Source organism: Sphingopyxis sp. EG6 (assembly GCF_003609815.1).
In the GTDB taxonomy this organism is placed as follows: domain Bacteria; phylum Pseudomonadota; class Alphaproteobacteria; order Sphingomonadales; family Sphingomonadaceae; genus Sphingopyxis.
In genome coordinates this window covers 806,142-830,639 of record NZ_AP017603.1, presented here as the reverse complement: position 1 = coordinate 830,639, position 24,498 = coordinate 806,142, and the positions used below count along the sequence as shown (strand labels likewise).

The 24,498-nt window shown below is 64.5% G+C and carries 28 protein-coding genes; 10 read left to right on the top strand and 18 right to left on the bottom strand.

Annotation, left to right across the window (positions count from 1 at the left end):
- The first annotated feature begins 40 nt into the window (after window positions 1-40).
- From SPYCW_RS04025 to SPYCW_RS04000, 6 genes are all read left to right on the top strand, one after another.
- Window positions 41-304, top strand: coding sequence for a hypothetical protein (locus SPYCW_RS04025; RefSeq protein ID WP_120215707.1), 264 nt, complete (start codon window positions 41-43; stop codon window positions 302-304).
- 104 nt (window positions 305-408) lie between these two features.
- A complete protein-coding gene (gene sufC, locus SPYCW_RS04020; RefSeq protein ID WP_120215706.1) occupies window positions 409-1,152 on the top strand; it encodes a Fe-S cluster assembly ATPase SufC in 744 nt (247 codons plus the stop codon).
- A 157-nt stretch (window positions 1,153-1,309) separates the two neighbouring features.
- A complete protein-coding gene (locus SPYCW_RS04015) occupies window positions 1,310-2,041 on the top strand; it encodes a SufD family Fe-S cluster assembly protein (protein ID WP_120215705.1) in 732 nt (243 codons plus the stop codon).
- Entirely contained in the window at window positions 2,038-3,219 is a 1,182-nt protein-coding gene (locus SPYCW_RS04010) for an aminotransferase class V-fold PLP-dependent enzyme (RefSeq protein WP_120215704.1), read from the top strand. The genes SPYCW_RS04015 and SPYCW_RS04010 overlap by 4 nt, the downstream gene beginning before the upstream one ends.
- On the top strand, window positions 3,216-3,686 hold the full coding sequence (locus SPYCW_RS04005; protein WP_120215703.1) for an SUF system Fe-S cluster assembly protein: 471 nt from the start codon (window positions 3,216-3,218) through the stop codon (window positions 3,684-3,686). The genes SPYCW_RS04010 and SPYCW_RS04005 overlap by 4 nt, the downstream gene beginning before the upstream one ends.
- Window positions 3,686-4,042, top strand: a complete 357-nt coding sequence (locus tag SPYCW_RS04000; protein ID WP_120215702.1) for a HesB/IscA family protein — start codon at window positions 3,686-3,688, stop codon at window positions 4,040-4,042. Before SPYCW_RS04005 ends, SPYCW_RS04000 begins: the two co-directional genes overlap by 1 nt.
- Here the strand turns inward: SPYCW_RS04000 and SPYCW_RS03995 are convergent, their stop codons facing one another.
- Window positions 4,043-4,759: an extensin-like domain-containing protein gene (locus SPYCW_RS03995; protein WP_232014826.1), complete on the bottom strand. Its 717-nt coding sequence runs from the start codon at window positions 4,757-4,759 to the stop codon at window positions 4,043-4,045. It abuts the gene before it with no gap.
- A gap of 37 nt (window positions 4,760-4,796) precedes the next feature.
- Window positions 4,797-6,188: a cytochrome P450 gene (locus SPYCW_RS03990; protein WP_120218089.1), complete on the bottom strand. Its 1,392-nt coding sequence runs from the start codon at window positions 6,186-6,188 to the stop codon at window positions 4,797-4,799.
- 172 nt (window positions 6,189-6,360) lie between these two features.
- Between SPYCW_RS03990 and SPYCW_RS19115 the strand changes: the two genes are divergently transcribed.
- Complete coding sequence (locus SPYCW_RS19115) at window positions 6,361-7,227, top strand: hypothetical protein (RefSeq protein WP_197715655.1); 867 nt, start codon at window positions 6,361-6,363, stop codon at window positions 7,225-7,227.
- Between the two features lie 11 nt (window positions 7,228-7,238).
- On the opposite strand, the gene SPYCW_RS03980 is transcribed toward SPYCW_RS19115, so the two are convergent.
- From SPYCW_RS03980 to SPYCW_RS03945, 8 genes are all read right to left on the bottom strand, one after another.
- Window positions 7,239-8,570: a dicarboxylate/amino acid:cation symporter gene (locus SPYCW_RS03980; RefSeq protein ID WP_120215701.1), complete on the bottom strand. Its 1,332-nt coding sequence runs from the start codon at window positions 8,568-8,570 to the stop codon at window positions 7,239-7,241.
- Between the two features lie 47 nt (window positions 8,571-8,617).
- Window positions 8,618-9,970, bottom strand: a complete 1,353-nt coding sequence (locus SPYCW_RS03975; RefSeq protein ID WP_120218088.1) for a dicarboxylate/amino acid:cation symporter — start codon at window positions 9,968-9,970, stop codon at window positions 8,618-8,620.
- A gap of 98 nt (window positions 9,971-10,068) precedes the next feature.
- Entirely contained in the window at window positions 10,069-11,850 is a 1,782-nt protein-coding gene (locus tag SPYCW_RS03970; RefSeq protein ID WP_120215700.1) for an SLC13 family permease, read from the bottom strand.
- Between the two features lie 10 nt (window positions 11,851-11,860).
- Window positions 11,861-12,937, bottom strand: a complete 1,077-nt coding sequence (gene aroC, locus SPYCW_RS03965) for a chorismate synthase (protein ID WP_120215699.1) — start codon at window positions 12,935-12,937, stop codon at window positions 11,861-11,863.
- Window positions 12,938-12,941: 4 nt separating this feature from the next.
- The gene (locus SPYCW_RS03960) at window positions 12,942-13,472 is read right to left on the bottom strand and encodes a GNAT family N-acetyltransferase (RefSeq protein WP_172595416.1); all 531 of its coding nucleotides are present in this window, start codon (window positions 13,470-13,472) and stop codon (window positions 12,942-12,944) included.
- Window positions 13,465-14,292 carry an SDR family oxidoreductase gene (locus SPYCW_RS03955; protein ID WP_120215697.1) on the bottom strand — a complete coding sequence of 276 codons (828 nt, stop codon included), beginning with the start codon at window positions 14,290-14,292 and terminating at the stop codon, window positions 13,465-13,467. Before SPYCW_RS03955 ends, SPYCW_RS03960 begins: the two co-directional genes overlap by 8 nt.
- Entirely contained in the window at window positions 14,289-15,365 is a 1,077-nt protein-coding gene (locus SPYCW_RS03950) for a YihY/virulence factor BrkB family protein (protein WP_120215696.1), read from the bottom strand. Before SPYCW_RS03950 ends, SPYCW_RS03955 begins: the two co-directional genes overlap by 4 nt.
- 3 nt (window positions 15,366-15,368) lie before the next feature.
- A complete protein-coding gene (locus SPYCW_RS03945; RefSeq protein WP_120215695.1) occupies window positions 15,369-16,301 on the bottom strand; it encodes a DnaJ C-terminal domain-containing protein in 933 nt (310 codons plus the stop codon).
- Between the two features lie 125 nt (window positions 16,302-16,426).
- Here SPYCW_RS03945 and pdxH point away from each other — a divergent pair, with 125 nt between their 5' ends.
- Window positions 16,427-17,005 carry a pyridoxamine 5'-phosphate oxidase gene (pdxH, locus tag SPYCW_RS03940; RefSeq protein ID WP_232014825.1) on the top strand — a complete coding sequence of 193 codons (579 nt, stop codon included), beginning with the start codon at window positions 16,427-16,429 and terminating at the stop codon, window positions 17,003-17,005.
- Window positions 17,002-17,835 (top strand): PhzF family phenazine biosynthesis protein, encoded by an 834-nt coding sequence (locus SPYCW_RS03935; RefSeq protein WP_120215693.1) that lies wholly within the window; start codon window positions 17,002-17,004, stop codon window positions 17,833-17,835. Before pdxH ends, SPYCW_RS03935 begins: the two co-directional genes overlap by 4 nt.
- 473 nt (window positions 17,836-18,308) lie before the next feature.
- Here SPYCW_RS03935 and SPYCW_RS03930 read toward each other — a convergent pair whose 3' ends face one another.
- A complete protein-coding gene (locus SPYCW_RS03930; protein WP_120215692.1) occupies window positions 18,309-19,466 on the bottom strand; it encodes a serine hydrolase domain-containing protein in 1,158 nt (385 codons plus the stop codon).
- Between the two features lie 7 nt (window positions 19,467-19,473).
- On the opposite strand from SPYCW_RS03930, the gene SPYCW_RS03925 reads away from it, so the two are divergent.
- On the top strand, window positions 19,474-19,896 hold the full coding sequence (locus SPYCW_RS03925) for a hypothetical protein (RefSeq protein WP_172595415.1): 423 nt from the start codon (window positions 19,474-19,476) through the stop codon (window positions 19,894-19,896).
- On the opposite strand, the gene SPYCW_RS03920 is transcribed toward SPYCW_RS03925, so the two are convergent.
- The 7 genes from SPYCW_RS03920 to SPYCW_RS03890 all read right to left on the bottom strand — a co-directional run bounded on the left by SPYCW_RS03920 (window position 19,893) and on the right by SPYCW_RS03890 (window position 24,355).
- Entirely contained in the window at window positions 19,893-20,138 is a 246-nt protein-coding gene (locus SPYCW_RS03920) for a hypothetical protein (RefSeq protein ID WP_120215691.1), read from the bottom strand. The two genes, SPYCW_RS03925 and SPYCW_RS03920, sit on opposite strands and share 4 nt — an antisense overlap.
- 3 nt (window positions 20,139-20,141) lie before the next feature.
- The gene (locus tag SPYCW_RS03915) at window positions 20,142-20,870 is read right to left on the bottom strand and encodes an AraC family transcriptional regulator (protein WP_172595414.1); all 729 of its coding nucleotides are present in this window, start codon (window positions 20,868-20,870) and stop codon (window positions 20,142-20,144) included.
- Between the two features lie 279 nt (window positions 20,871-21,149).
- Window positions 21,150-22,073, bottom strand: coding sequence for an alpha/beta fold hydrolase (locus tag SPYCW_RS03910; protein ID WP_120218086.1), 924 nt, complete (start codon window positions 22,071-22,073; stop codon window positions 21,150-21,152).
- A gap of 258 nt (window positions 22,074-22,331) precedes the next feature.
- Window positions 22,332-23,228 carry a pirin family protein gene (locus tag SPYCW_RS03905; RefSeq protein ID WP_120215689.1) on the bottom strand — a complete coding sequence of 299 codons (897 nt, stop codon included), beginning with the start codon at window positions 23,226-23,228 and terminating at the stop codon, window positions 22,332-22,334.
- Window positions 23,221-23,703: an SRPBCC family protein gene (locus tag SPYCW_RS03900; protein WP_120215688.1), complete on the bottom strand. Its 483-nt coding sequence runs from the start codon at window positions 23,701-23,703 to the stop codon at window positions 23,221-23,223. Before SPYCW_RS03900 ends, SPYCW_RS03905 begins: the two co-directional genes overlap by 8 nt.
- The gene (locus SPYCW_RS03895) at window positions 23,700-24,074 is read right to left on the bottom strand and encodes a cupin domain-containing protein (protein ID WP_120215687.1); all 375 of its coding nucleotides are present in this window, start codon (window positions 24,072-24,074) and stop codon (window positions 23,700-23,702) included. Before SPYCW_RS03895 ends, SPYCW_RS03900 begins: the two co-directional genes overlap by 4 nt.
- 2 nt (window positions 24,075-24,076) lie before the next feature.
- Window positions 24,077-24,355 (bottom strand): BolA family protein, encoded by a 279-nt coding sequence (locus tag SPYCW_RS03890; protein WP_232014824.1) that lies wholly within the window; start codon window positions 24,353-24,355, stop codon window positions 24,077-24,079.
- Window positions 24,356-24,498 lie beyond the last annotated feature (143 nt).

The following is a 24,498-nucleotide window of genomic DNA, read 5'->3' as shown; positions in this document are numbered from 1 at the left end:
TATGCTCGCCCTCTGTCCGAGTCGATCCGGAGAAACAGTCATGGCACGCGGTTTGGAATTCAACTGGTCGGACGCCGATCTGGTCGTCCATCCTGTGCAGGCCGTGACCGCCTATCCGACGCATCAGGGCGTGATCATCCGGCAGCAGCGGAAATCGGAACGCGATCGCGACGAGGTGGTCATGGTTCCGCATCATGCGGTGACCATGCTGATCCGGCGGTTGCAGCATCTGCAGAACACCAGCGTGATCAGCGTCGAGGAAGTCGCCAATTCGGAGCTGGCGGAAATCTTCGCCGCCGAATAGGCGCCGCTCAGCCCCTGCCCTTCGCGGGCTTTTCCCACATCCAGTCCACAAACCGGCGCACCCGATCAGCGCGCGCCGCGCTTCATTCTGCCTGAAAGTCTGACATGCTGAGAATCGAAAACCTGCACGCCACCGTCGCCGACAAGCCGATCCTGAAAGGCCTGTCGCTGACCATCAATGCGGGCGAGATCCATGCGATCATGGGGCCGAACGGCGCGGGCAAGTCGACACTGTCTTATGTGCTCGGCGGTCGGCCGGGTTACGAGGTGACCGACGGATCGGCGACCTTTGACGGTGCCGACCTGCTCGAGATGGAGCCGCATGAGCGCGCTGCGGCGGGGCTGTTCCTCGGCTTCCAGTATCCGGTCGAAATCCCCGGCGTGTCGAACGTCCAGTTCCTGCGCGAAAGCCTCAATGCCCAGCGCAAGGCGCGCGGCGAAGAGCCGTTGTCGGGCGGCGATTTCCTGAAACTCGCGCGCGAGAAGGCGGGGCTGCTCAAGATGGACATGGACATGCTCAAGCGCCCGGTGAATGTCGGCTTTTCGGGCGGCGAGAAAAAGCGCAACGAAATGGTGCAGATGGGGATCATCGACCCTAAGCTCGCGATCCTCGACGAGACCGACAGCGGCCTCGACATCGACGCGCTGCGCACCGTCGGCGACGGGATCAATTCCATCATGCGGCGCCCGGACAAGGCGGTGCTGCTGATCACCCATTACCAGCGCCTGCTCGACTATGTGCAACCCGATTTCGTGCATGTGCTGGCGGGCGGGCGGATCGTGAAGTCGGGTGGCCCCGAACTCGCGCTCGAACTCGAACGCGAAGGCTATGCGGAGATCGCGGCGTGATGACGCTGCCCGTCTTTATCCTCCCTGTCGCACAGCGATGGGGAGGTGGCAGCGGCGAAGCCGCTGACGGAGGGGCCATGGCGCGACGTCGCTGCCCCTCCACCACCGCTTCGCGGCGGTCCCCCTCCCCATGCCCTATGGGCACAGGGAGGATCGCATGACGGCCACCACCCACCCTTCACGCCGCGACGAAGCATGGCGCTACTCCGACATCGACGCGGTGACTGCCGCATGGCCGCTGCCCGCGCCCGAGAGCATCGTCGTGCCCGCGGGCGGCGAATTTCGCCGCGCGATCGTGCAGGATGCAGGCGCGATCCATCAGATCGAGATGAGCATCGGCAAGGGCGCAACCGCCGCGCTGCACATCCTCAACATCGGCGGTGCCTATGGCCGCATCGAGCTCGCGGTGACGCTCCACGAAGGTGCCGACTTCACGCTCGGCGCGGCGCAGATCGGCGGCCGCGATCAAAATCTCGAGATCGTCACCACCGTCACCCACGCCGAACCCGGCGCGACGTCGCGGCAGATGGTGCGCTCGGTCCTCGGCGGCACCGCGACCGGAACCTATCTCGGCAAGGTCGCCGTCGCGCGCGATGCGCAGCAGACCGACAGCGAACAGGATGTGAAGGCAATGCTGCTGGGTCGCAGCGCGACCGCGAACGCCAAGCCCGAACTCGAAATCTTCGCCGACGACGTCAAATGCGCGCACGGCTGCGCGATCGGCGAGCTCGACGCGATGAGCCTCTATTATCTCCAGTCGCGCGGCCTGCCGCCCGCCGAAGCGAAAAAGATCCTGCTGCAGGCCTTCGTCGCGGGCGTGTTCGACGGCGCCGAGGATGAGGCGCGGTTGCAGGAACTGGCGCTCGCCAAGCTGGGGGAATTGGTGTGAGCACCACCACCGCTCTTCGCACCTTCCCCGACGTCCGCGCCGATTTTCCCGGTCTGACGCCCGGCTGGCACTATCTCGACACCGCCGCGACCGCGCAGAAGCCGCAGGCGGTGATCGACGCGACCGTGAACGCGATGGGCCGCGACTATGCGACGGTGCATCGCGGGGTCTATGCGCGCTCGGCCGACATGACGCTCGCCTATGAGGCGGCGCGGCGGCGGATCGCGGCGTTTATCGGCGCGCGCGAGAATGAGATCGCGTTCGTGCGCGGCGCGACCGAGGCGATCAACCTCGTAGCCTATTCGCATCCGAAGAAGGGCCGCGTTTTGCTATCGATGCTCGAGCATCACAGCAATATCGTGCCTTGGCAGCTCGCGGGCTGGCAGGTCGATGTCTGCCCGCTGACAGCGGACGGCTGCATCGACCTCGACGCCGCCGAGAAGCTGCTCACACCCGAGCATAATATGGTCGCCTTCGCGCATGTCTCGAACGTGCTCGGCAGCCCGCTCGACGTCGCGCGTGCCGCCGATATCGCGCACCACGTCGGCGCCGAACTGCTGATCGACGGCTGTCAGGCGGTGCCGCGCCTGCCCGTCGATGTCGCCGCGCTTGGCTGCGACTATTACGTCTTTTCGGGCCACAAGCTCTACGGCCCCACCGGGATCGGCGTGCTGTGGAGCGACAAACTCGATACGCTCCCGCCCTGGCAGGGCGGCGGCTCGATGATCGACCGTGTGACGTTTGAAAAGACGACCTACGCCCCCGCCCCCACCCGCTTCGAGGCTGGAACGCCCGCGATTATCGAGGCGATCGGGCTGGCCGCAGCGGTCGATTATGTCGCGGCGCTGGGCGTCGATGCGATCCATGCGCATGAGGTCGCATTGGTAACCAGCGTGCGCGAACAACTTGCGCGCAAGAACAGCATCACCCTCTATGGCCCTGAAAACAGTGCTGGAATCGTAAGTTTCTCGATGGCGGGGGTGCATCCGCACGACATCGGCACTATCTTGGACGAAAGCGGGGTCGCGATCCGCGCTGGGCACCATTGCGCGCAGCCGCTGATGGAGCATCTGGGCGTTGCCGCGACAGCGCGCGCAAGTTTCGGTGTGTACAGCAATGACGACGATGTGGCGGCGCTGACCGACGGCCTCGCCCGCGTCGAGAGGATTTTCGGATGAGTGAGGATCGGATGATCAAGGTGGAAGAAGTCACCAGCGTCGAGGCGCCGCCCAAGGCGCGCGTCGCGGATGTCGAGACGGCGCCCGAGAAATTGGAACGCAAGCGCGACTATCTTGAGGGTTTCCTTGCTGCCAAGCCCGCGGCGGTCGATCCGCACGGCGTCGGCGGCGACCTGTACGAGGCCGTGGTCAACGCGCTTAAGGACATTTACGATCCCGAAATCCCGGTGAACATCTACGACCTTGGCCTGATCTATAATGTCGAGATCGACGAGGGCCATGCGGTCGTCACCATGACGCTGACCACCCCGCATTGCCCCGTCGCGGAATCGATGCCTGCCGAAGTCGAATTGCGCGTCGGCGCGGTGCCGGGCGTGGGCGACGCCGAAGTCAATCTGGTCTGGGATCCGCCCTGGTCGCCCGCGAACATGAGCGACGAAGCGCGGCTTGAGTTGGGAATGTTGTAATGAGCGAAACGAAAACCCGCACCCGCCCCGCCGCAGTCACGCTGACCCCCAACGCCGAAGCCCGCGTCGCAGCGTTGATGGCCGCCGCGCCCGCAAACGCGATCGGCGTCAAGCTGTCGACCCCGCGCCGCGGCTGCTCGGGTCTCGCTTACTCGGTCGATTATGTGACGAGCGAAGAACGGTTCGACGAGAAGATCGAAACCCCCGGCGGGGTGTTCTACATCGACGGCGCGTCGGTGCTCTATCTGATCGGCAGCGTCATGGACTGGGTCGAGGATGATTTCGCCGCGGGTTTTGTGTTCGAGAATCCGAACGCCAAGGGCGCCTGCGGTTGCGGCGAAAGCTTCACCGTCTGATCAGCGGCAAACCGACCATCCCGCAGTCCGTGCCGCCATGTCGAAATGGAAATGGTCGGCATGGGCGGCATTGTAATCGGGTGAAAGCACCGTGCTGAACAGGTCGCACGACCCGTCGCGAACCTCGTGTAGAAATTGGCGGCGGACGTCGGCATCGTCCCAGTCGTTGATCAACGCGATGCGTGTTCCATCGGCCAGGACGAACGCCGAAATGTCGATGGCATTGGCGGTCGAATGCTGGCTCGGCGCTTGCCCGCCGCGGATGGCACGGCAGTTGTAGCTGCCCAGATTTTCCAGCGCGACGACCTTTTGCCCGAAATGCTTTTGCGCCAGCGGCTGAACGACGTCGCGATTCCATAGCGCCATCGCGACGGTCACCGCGCAACCCGGCGCGGCATTCGCCGGGCGCATCGTCGGCACGAAACGATTGCCGGTGAGGACCAGGCGCTGGCTGGCGCGGCAGGTGCCCGTGCCGATCACCGGACGCCGTTCATATCCGGCGCCCGCGCGGTCGAGCGCCGCAAAGCAGGCCGTGTCGTCGCGCGCGAGCCCGACCAGCTTGCGCTGCGTCGCCCATCCCTGCGGATGCGCGACCTCGAAGCGCGCGGTTGGCATATGTTCGGGATGATCGCGCACCCATTGCATGCCGCGGATCGCGACAAGCGCAAGCACGACCGCGATACCGAACCAGATCAGATAGGGACGCGCGCTTTTCACCCCATTTCAATGGGGTGCGACGCCGAACTGTGCAAGCTCAGAGCGGTACGAATGTCACCTTCAGACCATCCTTCGGACGCGGGATCGGCAGCACCTGCCATTTCGGCTCATAGCCGGACTCGACCACGATGCGGTGCGTCGTGATGACATGATGGAAAAAGATCTTCGCCTGCATGTACGCAAAGTGCAGCCCCAGGCACATATGCGCGCCGCCGCCGAACGGCACCCACGCATATTTGTGCCGCTCGCGCGCGATCTCGGGCGAAAAGCGCATCGGGTCGAACTTGTCGGGCTCGGGCCAATGTTCTTCCATCATATGCGTATAGGCGGGGCTGACCCCGACCGATGTCCCGGCCGGGATGCGATAGCCGCCATATTCGAAATCCTTGAGCGCGCGGCGCGGAAAGCTCGGCACCGGGGGCACCAGCCGCAGCGCCTCCTTGAACGCCCATTCGGTCATTTCCAGCTCGCCCAGGCTGTTGTGGCCGACGCCCTCGCCCGCGGGCGACACCGCCAGCATTTCCTCGCGCAGCCTGTCCTGCCATTCGGGGTGCTTGGCGAGCATCCACACCATCGACGTGATCGAACTGGTGATCGTGTCGTGCGCCGCCATCATCAGGAAGTTCATATGATCGACGATCGCCTCAGCGCTCATATAGTCGCCATTGTCGTCGCGGGCGCAGCAGATCTGGCTGAAAATATCCTCGCCCGTCCCTTCGCGCCGCTCCGGCACCATGCGCCCGAAATATTCGACCAGATAGGCGCGACCCTTGGCGCCGCGGCCCATCGCGGTGAACGGCATCGGCACGCGGACGACGCCGATCGACGCCTGCACCATGTCGACAAAGGCCTTGTTCACCTTGTCGGCCTCGGGGCCAAAGGGAATGCCGAGGAAGCTGGTCGCCGCCAGGTCGAGCGTCAGCTTCTTGATCGCCGCATAAAATTGGAACGTCTGGCCGCTCCATGACGCGACGCGATCCTTGATCCCTTCGTTCAGCGATTCGGCATAATGGCGCATCGGCTCGGGCTTGAACGCGACCGACAGGATCTTGCGGTCGGCCCGATGCTTTTCGAAATCCATCAGCATCAGCCCGCGCGGGAACAGCAGGTTGAGCACCGGTCCCCAGCCCTGTTCGGACGAAAAGATCTTTTCGCGGTCGAACATGACCAGCTCGTTCGCTTCGGGTCCATGCAGCGCGACGCTGCGCCCGCCAAAACTGTTGTTACGATAGACGCGGCCATATTTGGCGACCATCCGCTTGGTAAAACTGCGATAGTCGCTGAGCTGTTCCAGGGTGTTCCCGATCACCGGATAGCCATCCTCGCCGGGAATATGATCGAGCGCCTGATCGGGGTTGCGCGGCAGCCAATGCTGCGTTTCGGGGCCAAAACGGGCTTCGGGCCATGTGATCTTGGTCGGCGCGTTCATCGGGTCCATCCTCTGTGGTGCTGCTTTATCGCCAAGCGTATCGCACTACTGACATCGATGCAAGTAACGCGATTTGTCCACTGCGCCACTATTCACCGCAAATTCAACTCGACTCATGCAGCTTCGCCGCCAACATGACCGGTCCGCCCGGACCCGACAAAGGAATGGCTCGATGCCCCTGACCTACAAACGCCCCCTCTCCCTCGCGCTCGGCGCCCTCGCCACGACGACGCTCGGCGGTTGCTATTATGGCGACGTCTATGGCGCGAGCTATGCGTCGGGCGGCGATTGCGCGGCGCGCTATGGCAGCGCCTATTATGATTATGACGGCTATGCCTATGACGACGGCTATGGCTATGATTGTTACGACGCGTCGGATTATGGCAGCGGCTTCGTCAACATTGGCTTCGGTGGCGGCTGGTACGATGACTATTATTATCCCGGCTATGGGATGTGGATGTTCGACAATTACCGCAACCGCTATCCACTGCGCGACCATTATCTGAACTATTGGGGCGGCCGCCGCGCGTGGTGGAAACATCATGGCAGCCGCGGCCACGGCCAGCCGGGACGCCCCGGCGACTGGAACCGCGGTGACGGCGATGGGCGGCCGGGCGATGGTCGACCGGGTCGTCCCGGCGGTTGGAACCGCGGCGATCGCGACAGTGACGGACCGCGCGGCACGCGGCCGGGTCGCGAGCGCGGAGAGAGTGCAACCGGCACGCCGCCCGTGACGACCACTCCCGCACGCCCCGGCCGCCCCGATTGGGGGACCGCTCGCCCGCGCCCCGTTCCGCAAGTCGACGGCAACACGGGACAGCCCCGCCCCGTCCGCAACAGGCCGGTACGCGCGCCCGGCGAAGCGGTTTCGCCCCCACGTCGCGGGCCATCGTCATCCGCGATGCCCGATCGCCCCCCGCGGTCGGAGCGTCCGGCGCCGACATTCCGCCCGCCGCCGGCCGCTGCGCAAGCGCCGCGCGCCAACCCGCCGGCCACGGTCAGCCGGGTCGACGCCGAAAACGCCGTTCGTCCGGAATAGGATTCAAGCCATCAGGCGGTGGCGTCTTGCGCCACCGCCTCATCGTCGTTCACCCCTGCCGACACTACGGTGGCGGCGACCAGATCGCCGATGACATTCAGCGTCGTGCGGCACATGTCGAGGAAGCGATCGACCCCCAAGATCAGCCCGATGCCTTCGGGCGGGATGCCGACCGAGGCCAGGATCAACGCGATCACCGGCAGCGACCCGGCGGGCACGCCGGCCGTGCCGATGCCGCCCAATATGCAGATCAGCATCACGAAAATCTGCTGCGTCAGCGTCAGCTCGATGCCGAAAAATTGTGCGAGGAAGATCACCGTCACCCCCTCGAACATCGCGGTGCCGTTCTGGTTCGCGGTTGCGCCAATCGTCAGGACAAAACGCGCCACCTTGTCGGGCAGGTGCAGCCGGTCGTGCGCGACGCGCAGCGCGGTCGGCAGCGTGGCGTTCGACGACGCGGTGGCAAAGGCCATGACAAAGGCCTCCTGCGTCTCGCGAAAAAAGGCGATCGGCGACTTTTTGGCCAGCGTCTTCAAAATGACCGGGAACACGATGAACATCTGAAGCGCGAGCGCGAGCAGCACGACCCCGACAAAGGCCGACAGGCGGATGATCAGATCCCATCCGAACTGCGACGCCAAGTTGAACATGAAACAGAAAATCGCGATCGGCGCGAGCTGGATCACGAGCCCGATCAGTTTCATCGCAACCGCGAACACCCCCTCGACGACCGATTTCAGCGCTGCCGTCTGGGGTGTTTGCACCAGCATCAGCCCGATGCCGAAAAATAGCGCAAAGAACATCACCGCAAGGACGTCATTGGCGCCCATCGCGGCGACGAAATTGTCAGGGACGATCGCGACGACCGCGTCCATCCCGGTCTTCGCCTCGCCCGCGCGGTCGGTAATGGCCTTAGCGCCCTCAGCCCCCTCGGCGATCAGGCTGCGCGCCAGCGCCGGGTCGACCCCACCCCCCGGCTGGAGCAGGTTGACGACGATCAGGCTGACCACGACCGAAATCGCCGCAACCACAACGGTGTAGATCAGCGTGCGCGTGCCGATCGATTTTAGCGCGCGCATCTCACCCATGTCGGCGACGCCGACGATCAGCGCTGATACGAGCAGCGGAATAACGAGCATGAACAGCAGGCGCAGGAATATCTGGCCCAGCGGCCCGGTGACATAGGTGGTCACCGCCGCAACCCAAGGGGCGTCGGGCGCGCCATAATGAACCGCCAGCCCGATAATCAGCCCGGCGAGAAAGCCCAGCAGCATGCGCCATCGCAGCCGCCGTGCACGCAAAGCGTCCCGGTCTGCTTCGTCAATCGCGGCGGCCTCGGCCATGGCTCAGCTCCTTGCTCGCCCCCATGGGGACGGCGCGAAGCTGCGGTTTATGCCTTGTCGACCGCTGGCTTGTTGGCGCCGTCCCCTATGTCATCACGAAGATCGAGCCCGCGGGTTCCATGGTGCGGTGTATGCGCCGGGGCATGCGGTCGTTCGGCGTCGGCGGGTTCGGGCACTTCGAGCATGCCTTCCCATTTGGTGATGACGCTGGTTGCCACCGCGTTGCCGACGACATTGGTCGCGGTGCGGCCCATGTCGAGGAACTGGTCGATCGCCAGAATAATCGCCACGCCTTCGACGGGCAAGCCGAACTGGGCCAACGTCCCGGTGATCACGACCAAGCTAGCGCGCGGCACCGCGGCGATGCCCTTTGAACTGATCATCAGCGTCAGCAGGATCAGGACCTGGGTGGTGATCGACAGGTCGATGCCATAGGCCTGCGCGATAAAGATCGTCGCAAAGCTCATATACATCATCGAACCATCGAGGTTGAAGCTGTACCCCAGCGGCAGCATGAAGCCCGAGATGCGGCGCGGCACGCCGAAGCGATCGAGCTGTTCGAACATCTTGGGCAGCGCCGCTTCCGACGAGGCGGTCGAAAAGGCGATCAGCAGCGGCTCGCGAATATAGCGAATGAGCATCCAGATACGCTGACGCAGGAAGGCCCAGCCCAACGTGAGCAGAATGACCCAGAGCAGCACCAGCGAGATGTAAAATTCGATGAGCAGCTCGAAATAGGTCGCGAGGATGCCAAGGCCGCTTTTTGCAACGACATTGGCAATCGCCCCGAACACCGCAAACGGCGCAAAGCGCATCACATAGCCGGTGATCTGGAGCATCATTTCGGCGAGCGCGTCGGCGCCGCGCACGAGCGCCGACCCCTTTTCGCCGATCGCCGACAAGGCAACGCCGGCAAAGATCGAAAAGACCAGGATTTGCAGGATATTGTTGGTCGCCAACGCTTCCAGCGCATTTTTGGGAAAGATCGACAGGGTGAATTCCCACGCGTCGAGCTTCTTGACCTCGCCCACCATTTTGGCGGCCTCGGCCGCGTCGGGGATCGGCGCGCCGATGCCAGGCTGGAACAGATTGACCATCAACAGGCCCAGCGCGATCGAGATAAAGCTGGCGGTGATGAACCAGATGATCGCGCGCGTCCCGATGCGGCCGAGGGCGCTGCTGTCACCCATGTTCGCGATGCCGACGACGATCGTCGACAGCACCAGCGGCGCAACGAGCAGCTTGATGAGGTTGAGGAAGATGTCGGATAACAGCTTGAACGTCTTGGTCAGATATTCGAACCACGGATGGTCCGCGGGCAGGCCGACGTGAACCGCATATCCCGCGATCACACCGAGCGCCATGCCCGCCAATATATACCAAGTCAGCTTGCGGTCCATGCGGCCGTCCCCCTTGAATTTCTTAATGAGTGGCGCGCTTTTGCGGACCCGTTCTGCGCACCCTTTGAGCCGCCACAACGCGCAGCGTCAAGGGCGCGTCATGTCATGAAAAATACAATGGCGAAACAGGTCGACACCCCGGTGATGATGTTGAGCGGTACGCCGATCTTGACGAAATCGATAAAGCGATAGTCGCCCGCGGCATAGACAATCGTATTGGTCTGATAGCCGATCGGGGTGGCGAAACAGGCCGAGGCGCCGATCATCAGCGCGATCACCAGCGGCCGCGGATCGACTCCCAGTTCGGACGCGATCGCCAGGGTGACCGGCGTCATCAACGCCGCGACGGCATTGTTGCTCAGCAGTTCGGACAGGATCAACGCAAAGAAATAGATGCCAAAGACGAGCACCCACGGCGGCGCATCGGCGAGCGACGGCTTGACCCAGCCGACCATCATTGCGACCGCGCCGCTGTTTTCCAGCGCAAGCCCTACGGCCAGCATCGCAAAGATCAGGATCAGCACGTCGCCGTCGATCGTCCCCCATGCCTCTTCGCTGTCGATACAACGCGTGATCAGGATCACGCCGATCGCGATGATCGCCGCGACCCCGATGGTCAGCACATTTAGCGCCGCGAGCGTGACCACTCCCAGCATGCAGAGGATCGCAATCCACGCCTTGCCACGGCGAAAGGCGCGCACTTTTGCGAGGTCGGCGCCGATCAGGTGCGGGTTATCGCGCAGGGCTTCGACCTCGTCCGCCCCCCCCGCAACCAACAGCCGGTCCGCAGGGCGAATGCGGACGCTGGCCAGATCGGGGCCGGGCTGGTGCGCCGGGCGGTCAAGTCCGATGATCCGCGCGCGGATCTTTTGCAGAAAGGGGATGTCGATCAGCCGCTGGCCAATCGCGGGATGGTTCGATGCAACCATGGTTTCGACGACCATATCGCCCTCCGCCGGGTCGCCGCTCCCGATCCCGAGCCGAAATCGCCCCTGTTCGCGCCATGTCATCAGCGTGGCGCCATCGACCCGCAGGATCAGACGGTCGCCGGGCGCCAGAATCCAATTCTCGAGGTCGGTGCCATGAACAACCGCGGACGCGCGGCGAATCCCGACGATGCGCCCCGAACGCGGCAGGTCGCGGAACGCCTCGATCGTCATTCCGACCAGGTCATCATCGTCTTCCAGCACCAGTTCGGTCAGATATTGGTGCGCGTCATGGGTTCCCGCCGGGCCGTGGACCGGCTTGTCCGACGGCAACAGCCACCACATCAGCGCCAGCCCGATCATGCCCGATGCCGCGGTCACCAAGCCGATGGGGGTAATCTCGAAGATGCCGAACCGCTCCATTCCCGCATCGCGCACGATGCCGTCGACGACGAGGTTCGTCGATGTCCCGATCAACGTCAGAGTGCCGCCAAGCACTGCCGCGATCGACAACGGCATCAGCAGTTTTTTGGCGCTGACCCCTGTCACTTCCGCCAGCTTCAACATGATGGGGACCAGCACGACGACGACCGGGGTATTGTTGAGGAATGCCGAGGCGACAAGCGCGCCGACGAGCACTTCGACAATGGCGAGCCGCGGATGTTTGTCGGCGCGCTTCATGATCGCATCGGCGACGCGCTGGATGACCCCGGTGCGGATCAGCGCCCCCGACAGCACGAACATCGCGCCGATGACGATCGGCGCCGAGTTCGAAAACACCGAATACATCGCATCGGAATCGAGAATGCCCAGCGCCAGATAGATGCAGGCGCCAACGACCGCGATGACCGTGGCGGGCAGCCGTTCCAGCATGAAGCCGACAAAAATACCGGCCAGAATGACCAGCGATATGACCGCCTGATGCGCTTCGATAAAAGCCCGGATCGCTTCCATTACCGTCGCGTCAACCGCATTGCGCGCGGTGGAGCAATTTGTGATCGGCCAGCACCAGCGCCATCATCGCCTCGACCACCGGCGCGCCGCGAATGCCGACGCAGGGGTCATGGCGGCCCTTGGTGACGATGTCGGCGGCCTCGCCCGCCTTGTTGATTGTCGGCACCGGGGTCAGGATCGAGCTGGTCGGCTTGAACGCCACGCGGACGACGACCGGCTGGCCGGTCGAAATGCCCCCCGCGATGCCGCCAGCGTTGTTCGACAGGAAGTCCGGGCGGTTGCTGCCGTCGGTGGCGGGGCGCATCGGGTCGGCATTTTCTTCGCCGCGGAGCCGCGCCGCATGGAACCCCGCGCCGATCTCCACGCCCTTGACCGCGTTGATCCCCATCATCGCCGCGGCGAGATCGCTGTCGAGCTTCGCATAGACCGGCGCGCCCCATCCTGCGGGAACCCCGCTTGCCGCACATTCAATGACCGCGCCGAGCGAGCTGCCCGCTTTCCGCGCGGCATCCATCAGCCCTTCCCAGCGCTGCGCCGCAGCGGGATCAGGACAGAAAAAGGGATTGCGATCAATCTCTTCGAGGTCAAAGTTCGCAGGATCAATCGCATCGCCGCCGATTTCGGCGACCCACGCGTGGATCTGTACCTCCGGAATCACCAGCCGCGCGACGCCGCCCGCCGCAACCCGCGCCGCGGTCTCGCGCGCGCTCGACCGGCCGCCGCCGCGATAATCGCGGATGCCATATTTGGCGTCATAGGCATAATCGGCATGGCCGGGGCGATAGGCCTGCGCGATCTCGCCATAATCCTTCGACCTTTGGTCGACATTGTCGATCATCAGGCTGATCGGCGTCCCCGTCGTCTTGCCCTCGAACACCCCCGACAGGATGCGGACCTGATCGGGCTCCTGCCGCTGCGTCGTGTGGCGCGACTGGCCCGGACGACGCTTGTCCAGGAAAGGCTGGATGTCGGCTTCGGACAGCGACAGCCGTGGCGGGCAGCCGTCGACGACCGCGCCGAGCGCGGGGCCATGGCTCTCCCCCCAAGTGGTGAAGCGAAGAACGCGTCCGAAGCTGTTGAAACTCATGCCTCTATCCCATCCGGCCGAATGCGGGCGCATAGTCCGCCCGACCGCCTAGCGGCCAAGGCGCCGCCGAGTCCAGCATCATCGCCATGAAATGCGGCCCGGCAAAGGGCGACTTAAAGCGCGCCGCAAGGTCGGGCGAATAGCCGAAGCGCGGATAATAGCCTTCGTGCCCCAGCACGAAGCTGATCGCACAGCCCTGCGCGCCGAGCAATTTGATCCCGGCGCGGATCAGCGCCCCGCCGATGCCCTGCCCTTGGCAGTCGGGCGCGACCGACACCGGCGCGAGCCCGGCGCCCGACATCGCGGTGCCGTCGGCCTCGACATCAATGCGGCTGAACAGCAGATGCCCGACGATTTCGTCGCCCTGCTCGGCGACGAGCGACACCATGGCGTCACCGTCGGCGTCGATCATCCGCACCAGCTCTGCCTCGCCCTGATGACCGAATTCGGTCCCGGCAAAGGCGGCGCGGATAACGGCATCGATGGCGTCGGCATCCGCCGCCGCGGCGGCGCGGATGCCGAAGGCTTCAGACAAGCGCGATATCCGGCGCGTCTTCCTGTTTCATGCCCACCGTATGATATCCCGCATCGACGTGGTGCGTCTCACCCGTCACCCCCGACGCCAGATCGCTGAGCAGGTACAGCGCCGACCCCCCGACATCGTCGATGGTCACATTGCGGCGCAGCGGCGCATTATGCTCGTTCCATTTCAGGATCAGGCGGAAATCGCCGATGCCCGACGCCGCGAGCGTCTTGATCGGCCCCGCCGAAATCGCATTCACGCGCACCCCCTGCGGACCATAATCATTGGCCAAATATTTCACGCTGGTCTCGAGCGCCGACTTGGCCACGCCCATGACATTATAATGCGGAATGACCTTTTCGGCGCCATAATAGCTCAAGGTCAGCAGCGAGCCGCCGCCCTTGCCCGTCTCGGGGTCGAACGGCGTCATCATCGCCGCGGCGCGCTTCGCCACCGCGGTAAAGCTGTACACGCTGATGTTCATCGTCATCAGGAAATCGTCGAGCGTCACATCGGCATAAGCCCCACGCAGCGCTTCCTTGTTGGTATAGCCGATCGCGTGGACGACGAAGTCGATCGTCGGCCAGCGCGCCGACAGTGCGCCAAAGGCGGCGTCGAGATTGTCCATGTCTGACACGTCGCAATCGATCAGGAAATCGCAGCCGAGCTCGTCGGCGAGCGGCTTCACCCGCTTCAGCATCACATCGCCCTGGTACGAGATCGCCAGCTCGGCGCCCTGCGCATGCAGCGCCTTGGCAATACCCCAGGCGAGCGACTTGTCGTTCGCAAGCCCCATGATCAACCCGCGCTTGCCCGTCATCAGACCCGTCATTTTGTGTCTCCGGCCTTTTCAATAATCACATCATCGACGCGCCCAATAGCGTCATGGCCCAAATCCTCAACCTCGACGAGCGCAGCGTTGAGTTCGGCGCCCATCACCATACCCAATCCGACGAGATAGAAAAAGAACAGTGCGACCATCACCCCTGCAAGGCTGCCATAGGTCGCGTCATAGCTCAGCAGGCTGGCGAGCAGGGGCGGCAGCGCGAGCGTCACGCCGATCCACCACAGCGTCGTGAACAGCGCCCCCGGCCATTTCGGAAACTGCCGCGTGCGGTATTTCGATGGCGTCAGGCTGTAGAACAGCATGTAGATCGCAAGGAACAGGCCAAGCCCGGACACCGTGCGCGAGATCGCGACGACGCCGACCGACTGATATTGCTCGGGCAGCACGCGGGTGACGAATTGTTCGACCCCGACGATCAGCACCTGCATGCTGAACGATAGCAGCATCAGCACCACGGCGCCGGTGATGATGCCGATCGACAGCAGGCGATAATGGAAAAAGCCCTTGCTGAAATGCGTGCCATAGGCGCGGCGCAATATGTCGCGCACCGTTTCGATCAGGCTGCCCACGGTCCACAGCGCAACGAGCGCGCCGAGCCACAGGAAAATGCCAGTGCGCGCGCTCATCACTTCGCGGATCGGCCCCGCCAGCGCCTTGGCGACCGATGGCGGCATCGTCGAGAATACCGCCTCGATCGCCGCTTCGCCCCCGACGCTGCCACCGATCAGCGAAAAGGCGGCGGCGAGCAGGATGAAGAAGGGAAAGAGCGCGATCAGCGCCAGATAGGCAAGGTTGCCGGCATGGATGAAGCCGTCGGTATAGGTGCCGACGACGACACGGCGGACGATATGAAACACCCGCGTCCCCGGCCCCAGCCGTTCGCGGCCGCGATCGATGATCCCTTGGGCGCGCGCGCGCAGCTTGATCCGCTTCTCACGCTCGGCGCGCGCTTCGGGCGAATGCGGCGAATGACCTTCGGCCAGAAATTCCTTGCCGACCTCTTCGGCGACCTGTTTGGCGAGAGCATCCGCCGCCTTCTGGTCGGTCGCCTCAGTCACGCATCACACACCCAGATCGGCCCGCACGGCGCGCGGATCGGTCCAGTTGCCGAGCAAGGCCGACAGCTCGGCGGGATCGGCGGGCAGATCGACCATCAGGCGAACGAGCTGGTCGCCGCGCGCGCCGCCCTTCTGGCTGAACCCCTTGCCCTTCAGCCGCATGACCTTGCCCGACGTCGACCCCGCCGGGATCGACAGCATGACCGGGCCGTCGACCGTCGGCACCTTGACCTTGGCGCCCTTCACCGCCTCGTCCAGCGTCACCGGGAGGTCGAGCCGGATATTGGCGCCCTCGCGCACGAAGAACGGATGATCCTTCACCGTGATCGTCACAATCCCGTCGCCGGTGCCACCCGGTCCCGCCTGTCCCTTGCCGGCCAGACGCATCTGGGTGCCGGTTTCGACCCCGGCGGGCAGTTTCAGGTCGATCGTACCGCCGTCGGCCAGCGTGATGCGCTGCGGCGCCTGCGTCGCGGCGTCGACGAACGACACCGACAGGCGATAGGCGACATTGGCGCCCTTTTGCGGCGGCGCGCTGCGCCCGCCAAAGCCGCCGAAGCCGCCGCCCGCCGCACCGCCGCCGCGCCCGAACAGGCCTTCAAATATGTCGCCAAAATCGGCGCCCTCATTGCCGAAGCCGCCGAATCCGCCCTGCCCGCCGCGCGGGTCGCCGCGAAAACCGCCGCCGCCGCCATAGCCGAACGGCATCGCGGGATTGCCGTCGCCATCGATCTCGCCGCGGTCGAACTGCGCGCGCTTGGTCTTGTCGGACAATATGTCATACGCCCGCGTGACCTCGGAAAATCGCTCCGAAGCCTTCGGATTGTCCCTGTTCTTGTCGGGGTGCAATTCCTTGGCGAGCTTGCGATAGGCCGATTTGACCTCAGCTTCGCTCGCGCCCTTTGCGACGCCCAGGGTGGAATAGGGATCTGCCATTTTGTTCCTGTAGCCCGATAAGTGATTGGCCGGGAAGGCCCGATTGAGCGTCGATGTGGGAATGTGTCGCAAAGCGATCAAGTTCCGGCTTTCGCGATATCACGCACCGCCTTATGACAGCGCGCATGGCCGACGATCCCTTTGACCTGTTCGACACATGGTTCGCCGAAGCGCGAGCGAGCGAGCCCAATGACGCCAATGCGATGGCGCTCGCGACGACGACCGCCGACGGGCACCCGTCGCTGCGGATGGTGCTGCTCAAAGGTCATGGGCCCGACGGGTTTATCTTTTACACCAATCTCGACAGCCGCAAGGGCGGCGAATTGGCCGCCAATCCGCATGTCGCCCTGCTCTTTCACTGGAAATCGCTGCGGCGTCAGATTCGGATCGAAGGTCCGGTGACGCCGGTCGATGACGCCACCGCCGATGCCTATTTCGCGACGCGCAGCCGCGACAGCCAGCTTGGCGCCTGGGCGAGCGACCAGTCGCGCCCGCTGGCTGATCGCGCCACGTTCGAGGCGCGCTTTGCCGACATGCAGGCGCGCTTCGAAGGACGGGATGTACCGCGCCCGCCGCGCTGGTCGGGGTGGCGGGTGACCCCTGCCGCGATCGAATTCTGGCAGGATCGCGCGCACCGGCTGCACGAGCGAATGGTATTTACGCGTACCGGCGATGGCTGGGCGAGCGGGATGCTCTATCCATGAGCGCGGCGCGCCGCCTGCCGATCAGCCAGGTCGATGCCTTTGCCAGCCGACCCTTTACCGGCAATCCTGCCGCCGTGATGCCGCTCGAGGAGTGGCTGGGCGACGGCGTGCTGCAAGCGATCGCCGCCGAAAACAATCTCGCCGAAACCGCCTTCCTCGTCCCCGATGAGAGCGGCGAGGCCGATTATGAGCTGCGCTGGTTCACCCCGACGGTCGAGGTCGCCTTGTGCGGCCATGCGACGCTCGCCAGCGGCCATGTGCTGCTGTCGGCGGCACCATGGCGGCAGGAAATGCGCTTTCGCACCCGCAAGGCGGGCATCTTGCAGGTATCTCGCGTCGCTGGCGACGGGGACGACGACGAAGGCTACCGCATGGCGCTGCCCGCTTATCCCCCGGCGCCAAAGGCGATGCCCGACATCGTCCGCGCGCTGGGCGGTGATCCCGTCGAGACGCAGTGGCACCCCGGCGGCTATGCGATCATCGCCTATCGCGATGCGGCGAGCGTTCGTGCGCTGGCTCCCGACTTCCGCGCGCTGAAGGAAGGCGGCGATGTGCTTTACATCGCGACTGCGCCCGGCGACGGCGACCCGTCGGGCGCCGACGTCGTCAGCCGCGCCTTCGCCCCCGGTGCCGGGATCGACGAAGATCCGGTCACCGGCTCGGCGCACAGCGTCCTCACCCCCTATTGGGCAGCGCGCCTGGGCCGCGACCGTTTCGCCGCCTATCAGGCCAGCGCGCGCGGCGGCCACGTCGGCTGCCGCCTCGACGGCGACATGGTCGAACTGACCGGTCGCTGCGTCACGACGCTGGTGGGCGATTTCCTGCTGTAAAAAAAACGGCGTGTCGGCTTGCGACCCGTTGCGGACATAGCCGATCCTCCCCCACCGGGGGAGGGGGACCACCCGAAGGGTGGTGGAGGGGCACAGGAGGTTACCGCAGCGCCGGGCCTAAAGAACTGCGCTTTCCGGGAGCCTCGCGGTGGAGTACGACTTCGGCGGCAAGGCAAACCGATGGTGCCCCTCCACCAGCTTCGCTGGTCCCCCTCCCCGTTCCGGGGAGGATTGCTCCGTCCGCTTCCCACCTCCAAGCCACCATCCGCCGCAAAAAAAAAGGCGCTTTCCTACATTATCCGGCTGTGCCAGCCTTCTTCCCGGCTCGTTGATGCGGTGGATCAAGCCGTCGCTCCCCGGCTTGCACACGATCGGGCGCACCGCGCGCGTCGGGCGCCTCCCAAGGTGCAAATCGGCAGCGCATAAAGCTGAACTTTACTGAACTTTGAGCGAACGGCGCGCCCCTGCACCGCTCAAAGCGCCGCCGTCAGATCCGCGAGATGGCGCCGCAGCGCCGGAAACTGGTCGCCCTTTGTCACCCCGAGCCGGACGATCGTCACCCGCTGCGACGGCGACACGATGATATATTGCCCCTGATGGCCGATGCACGCGAACAGGTCGTTCGGGCCGCGGTCGGGCCACAACGCCGGCTGCGCTCCCGCCGGGCGCGCCCGGTTGAGCCAGATATGGCCGCCATAGCCGCGATCATTGGGCGACGGGCTCAGCATGAAATTCATCCAGCTTTCGGGCAGCAGCCGCTGGCCGTTCACCACACCATGATTGCGCAGGAATTCGCCAAACTTCGCATAATCGCGCGCCGTCGCGTGCATGATCGACCCGCCGATCATCGTGCCGTTCGCGTCGAACTCGGGCGTCAGGCTGGTCATGCCGAGCGGTTCGACGAGGCGGCCCGCGATGAATTCGCGCATCGCGTCGCGCCGCGCCGCCGGACTTTGCGACGGGGTCAGCGTGTCGGCCAAAATGTCCGACAGGATGACGCTGGTCGCCGAACTGTAGTTGAAAATCTCACCCGGCTGCGCCGCCGCGGGCTTCGCTTCGGCGAATCCCGCCATGTCGGTTGCGCCGCCGCCGAACAGCATATTGACGGTATCGCCCTGCCAGATCGGATCGCCGTTTTCGACATGCTCGAGCCCCGCCGACATATGGAGCAGGTGCTTCAGCGTAATCGCACCACGCGGATCGCCGCTGCGCTGCCACGCCGCGACCGGCGCCGGACCGTCGAGCGCCAACTGCCCGTCCGCGACCAGAAAGCCGATGAGCACCGCGGTGATGCTTTTTGCCATCGACCAGCTGATCAGCTTGGTCTCGGGGCCGAAACCCGCGGCATAGCGTTCATAGATCAGCTCGCCGTCGCGCAGCACGATCAGCGCGCGCGTCTCACCGACGTCGTCGCCATTGACGAACAGCGCATCGGCGCGCGCCTTGATCGCCGCGGGGAGCACCGGCAGCGGTTGCAGCGTGTCGGTTGCCGCCACTTCATCGAGCGAGGTGCCGAATTTCGGCGCGGGCGATGCGGGCGCCATGTTGCCCTGCCCCGCCGCCTGTACCAGCGACAAGGCGCCGAGCATCGCGAGAGCGGCACTTGCCAGCAGCCGTTTTTTCGTGATCATGGGATGAGTGACTAGCACCAACCCGACCGGTCCTTCAACGGGCGAGACGCCGACCGCGGCACCGCTGCCCGAGACACAATCCGCAACCCGACCGCGCCCCGGCAAGACGCCGAGCCGCTGGGGCGGCTGCCTGCCATGGCTGCTCGTCCTTGCGGTGCTGCTGACCGGCTTTGCGATCTGGAAATTCCCGTCGTTCAAGGCACAGGCCGAACTCGGATCGGCCTATGCGGCGCGGGTCGGCTGTTCGTGCCGCTATGTCCAGGGGCGCAGCCTGGAGAGCTGCCAGAGCGATTTCGAACCCGGCATGGAGATGGTATCGCTTAGCGAAGACCCGGCGACAAAGACGGTGACCGGCAGCGTCCCGCTGCTCGCCTCGCGCAGTGCGCGCTATGCGGGCGTGAGCGGCTGCCTGCTGCGGCCCGAAAACTAAGCCGCGATCCGCCGCGCCAACAGCGCAGCCGCCGCCGGGGCGCCGAACACCAGCAACCATATCCCGGCTTCCTCGACCCAGCCGTAACCGGCGTAAAGCACTCCGACGAGTAGGTTGCCGATCGAGATGACCAGCCACAAGATGAGGAACATCCGCGTCGCCCGTGCCGCGTCGCGGTTCGTCAGGCGGAGCAGGGTCAGCAGTGCCAGTCCGGCGAGCAGCATGATTGCCGTATGCGACATCGATCAGTCCTCCCAGGCTGGCGGCAAAATCGCCGAGACATGGCGCCGTCGCCACTCGCCCGGCGACATGCCCAGCTTGCGGCGAAAGATCGCGCACAGGTGCGCATGGCTGGAAAAGCCGGTCGCAAAGGCGATCTCGGCGACCGAGAGCGGGCGGTTCATCAGGAACCAGCAGGCGCGGCGCAGCCGCTGGCGCAGCATATATTGCGCCGGGGTGTACCCCGTCGCGCGCGCGAAATGAACGATCAGGCTGTTGACCGACATCCCCACCTCGGCCGCCATTTCCTCAACCGTCAGCGACAATTCGAGCTGGGTCTGGATATAGGCCATCAAGTCGTTGATGCGCTGGGTGACCGCGGACGAATCGCGGCGCCCCACCATGGCTTCCATCGTTTTGGCAAGGATGGTGACCAGCGGATCGGCCGCGGCGGCGTCGCCTGCGGCCAGCGCGCGCACCAGCGCGGCCAAGGCCATGTCATAATGCCCGGCAAGCGCGCGTGCGTCCGGCGCGACGACCAGCCGTGCCGCGGGTATTTCCACCTCGATATAGCGGACCCCGCCGCCCTTTGCTTCGCCATGATAGCGGCGTCCGGCGGGCGCCAGCCACATCTCGCCGGGCAAGGGGTCGCCCAGCGAGGTCCGCTGATCGTCCAGCCAGGTTTCCAGCCAATGATAGCTTCCAGCTTCGTATAAGTAGAGGAGATGGACGTCGCGTTCGACCGTCCAGCTCAACGGACCTTCGATACGATCAACGATCGAGGCGACCCTGAGTCCTCCCACTTCCATGACACAAGTATGGCAAGTTGGGGAGAATGTGAAAGCCTGCCATTTACGCCAAATCTATGGTTAAATCGAAGCTCCAAATTCTTCCGAAACGGCGGAAATTGGGGAAAAAATGCTGTTGCATCGCCCCTTTCGTGCGCCCTTTGGCGCGCCTGACGAGACCCCCCCCAAGGCGGGCGGCAAATATGCCGCCCGCCACCTTTTTTGGGGGCGTCACCGTGGCCCAAATCAGCCGTTGGTCAGAAACGCATCCATCGCCGCATTGACTGCATCGGGCGCTTCCCACGGAACGAAATGGCCGCAATCGGCGACGTGTACGATCTCGACGGCGGGAACCAGGTCGGCCATCCCGTCGAGGTTGCATGGCGGCAGTGCCACATCGTCGAGCGCCCAGATGACGAGCGTCGGTATGGTGAGCCTGGGGAACGGCACCGCAGGCGGCTCGGCATAAGGCGCGTCCGTGGCCGGAACGATGGCGGGTGAACCGCGATACCAGTTGATCATCGCGCGGCAGGTATCGCGATCTTCCCAATCCTTCAGCAATCGCGCGATCTCGTCGGGCGGCTGGATCCCGCCGCTCGGCACCCGGCCCGCGAAGGCGTGGGCAAGGATGCCCGCGATACCATGCGCCTCGATAATCGCATCGCTCGCCGGATCGCGAAAGATGCTGATATACTGGCTCGCCGCGCGCTGCTGTTCGTTCGTCTGCAGCAGGCGTTGAAAGATCGCGGGATGCGGGGCGTTGGCGATGACGGCGCGGGTGACGCGGCCCGACCACGCCGGATGCAGCCCGTCCGGCTGGCCACCCAAGGCTACCCCCCACGCGATCGCCCCGCCCCAGTCATGGCCGACGACGGTAAATTCACCGACGCCCAGCGCATCCGCGAGCGCGAAGACGTCGGCGATCAGCTTGTCGGGCGTATAGGATTCGACATCCTGCGGCTTCGACGAACCGCGATAGCCGCGCTGGTCGGGCGCGATGCAGCGAAAGCGCTCGGCAAAATGCGGCAGCTGGTACCGCCATGTCCGGTGCGATTCGGGAAAGCCGTGGAGGAAGATCAGCACCGGGGCGTCGCGCGGGCCGATATCGACGACATCGAGCTCCACACCGGTCGAAAGTTTCACGCGCTGCTGCTCAAAATCGCCGATCATCGCCATCGCTCCCTTGGTTTCGTTTCGAAACCTGATGGCGAGGAAGCGCGTGGCTGGCAAGTTGCAGCAAATGGCGGTGCGGGTTGAAAGGATGGATCGCGGCGGCGTTGGGGTGGATTCCCGCCCGTCTCCTACCTCCGTTTGTGTCGAGCGAAGTCGAGACACGCCGAAGACTCACGCCAAGCCACGCGTATCTCGACTTCGCTCGATACGAACGGGGATTGGATTGACCGGCAGCTTCCGGCCGCAACCCAACCCCTACGGATAACTCACCGTCTTCGGCACCTCAGGTATCGGGATAAATTCCTCGCTGTCGCCCGGAACCAGTTGGAATTTGCCATCCCTCCAATCATGCTTGGCCTGGTTGATGCGGTCGCGCGACGAACTGACGAAATTCCACCATACATGGCGCGGCGTCGCGAAGGCTTCGCCGCCGAGCAGCATCACCCGCGCGTCGCTGTCGGCACGCAGCGTCATCGCCTGCCCCGGCTTCAATATGTAAAGGCTGTGGCGATCGAGCCGGTCGCCATCGAGACTGGCATCCCCGAGCGCCACCAGCACCGCGCGTTCGTCGGCCTCGGCCTCGATCGGAATGCTCGCCCCGGCATTCATCAATATGTCTGCGTAGATCGTCGCGGCATGCTGGGTGATCGGCGAGGTGGCGCCCCACAGGCTGCCCATGATCACCCGCGCCGAAACGCCGCTATCCTCGATCAGCGGCAGGTCGCCCTTTGCGACATGTTCGAATGCCGGTTCGATCTCTTCCTGACCGTCGGGCAAGGCGAGCCAGGTCTGCATCCCCGAAATGCCCGACCCGGTCGCCCGCTCGGCCGCCGGGGTGCGCTCCGAATGGACGATACCGCGCCCTGCCGTCATCAGATTGCACGCGCCGGGGCGGATCGTCGCCAGCGTCCCCAGGCTGTCGCGATGGTCGATCGCACCCTCGAACAAATAGGTGACCGTCGCCAGATTGATGTGCGGATGCGGCCGCACGTCCATGCCCGCGCCGATGTCGAAATGCGCCGGGCCGAATTGGTCGACGAAGATGAAAGGGCCGACCATCGTGCGCGCCTTGCTCGGCAGCGTTCGCCGCACCTCAAATGCGCCAAGGTCGTGGGTCGAGGGGGTGATAATCTGCAAGTCGGCGTCAGGCATTTGGGGCATCTCCATATTTGCCAAACCGGCGCTTCAACTGACGATGACGATTGCGAAAGGCGATGTCGATCATCAGCCGGGCGATCGGCCGCGGCCATTTCGGTTCGAAGCGCAGTTCGTCGGTGACCACGCAACCGCCATCCACGGGATCGACGGTCCGGATGTGCTGCCAGCTGTGCGTCGACCCCATCCGCGACCGCTCAACGAAACGCCTGCCCGGTTCGAATTCGACCAGCGTCAGTTCGGTCCAGTCATATGGAATCAGCCCGAACGCCAGCACGCGGCTGCGAAACAGCATTTGCCCCGGAACAAATTCGGCATCGACCATCCCGCGAATTCCCGGCGGGGCCGTCATCCGGAAGATCGGCATCGCCTCGGCGTTGACCCCTGCAAGCGACATCGCTGCCGCCCAGACATCGGCGGCGGGCGTACGCAACCGCGAGCGGTAGCGAAGCTCGACAGGGGCGGCCGTCATCGCGCGTCCAGTCTTGCCAGCGTTCGCCGCGTCTTTTCGGTCTCGACATTGCCAGTGTTCAGGGTCGATCCCGGTTCGAGCAACACGACATGGCATTCGCCGTCCAGCGCCTCGGGACAATGTTCGACCCCGCGCGGTACAATGATGAACTCGCCGGGCTCGACGATCACATCGCCGCTGCGCAGGCCCATCTTCATCCGGCCCGCGACGACCAGGAACAATTCATCCTCGATATCATGATGATGCCAATCGAACTTGCCCTCGAGCTTGACCAGCTTGATCTGGAAATTGTTGATGTCGCCCGCGACATGCGGATTCCAGGCTTCGGGGATTTTGGCGAAGGCTTCGGCGAGGTTCACCTTGGCAACCATCGTCACTCCCCCGGCGCCGTCGCCTTGATCGCGAGAGCATGAACGCGCTGCCCCGGCAAATCGCCAAGCGCCTTGTTCACCGTACGCTGGCGTGCGACGCGGTTCATGTCTGCGAACCCTGCCCATTCGATGGTCAGGCTGAAATGCGATTCGCCCGATCCATCGTCTCCGCTGTGACCATGATGCTTGGCGCTGTCGTTGCTCACGACAAAATTGGCATCGGGAAATGCCGCGCGGAGCAGCCTTTCCATCTCTTGTTGCACGGGGCCATTGCTGCTCATGGGGTTGACCATAAGTGGTCCGTCGCCAAATTATAAGACCCCCCGTCCCCTGCTCCCCACCTCGAAAGCGCATTTTGTCCACGCCTCCTCGCCCTAACCGCTTCCATGGCCGCGTTCCCCGCGAGGCACCGTGCGCCGTGCCC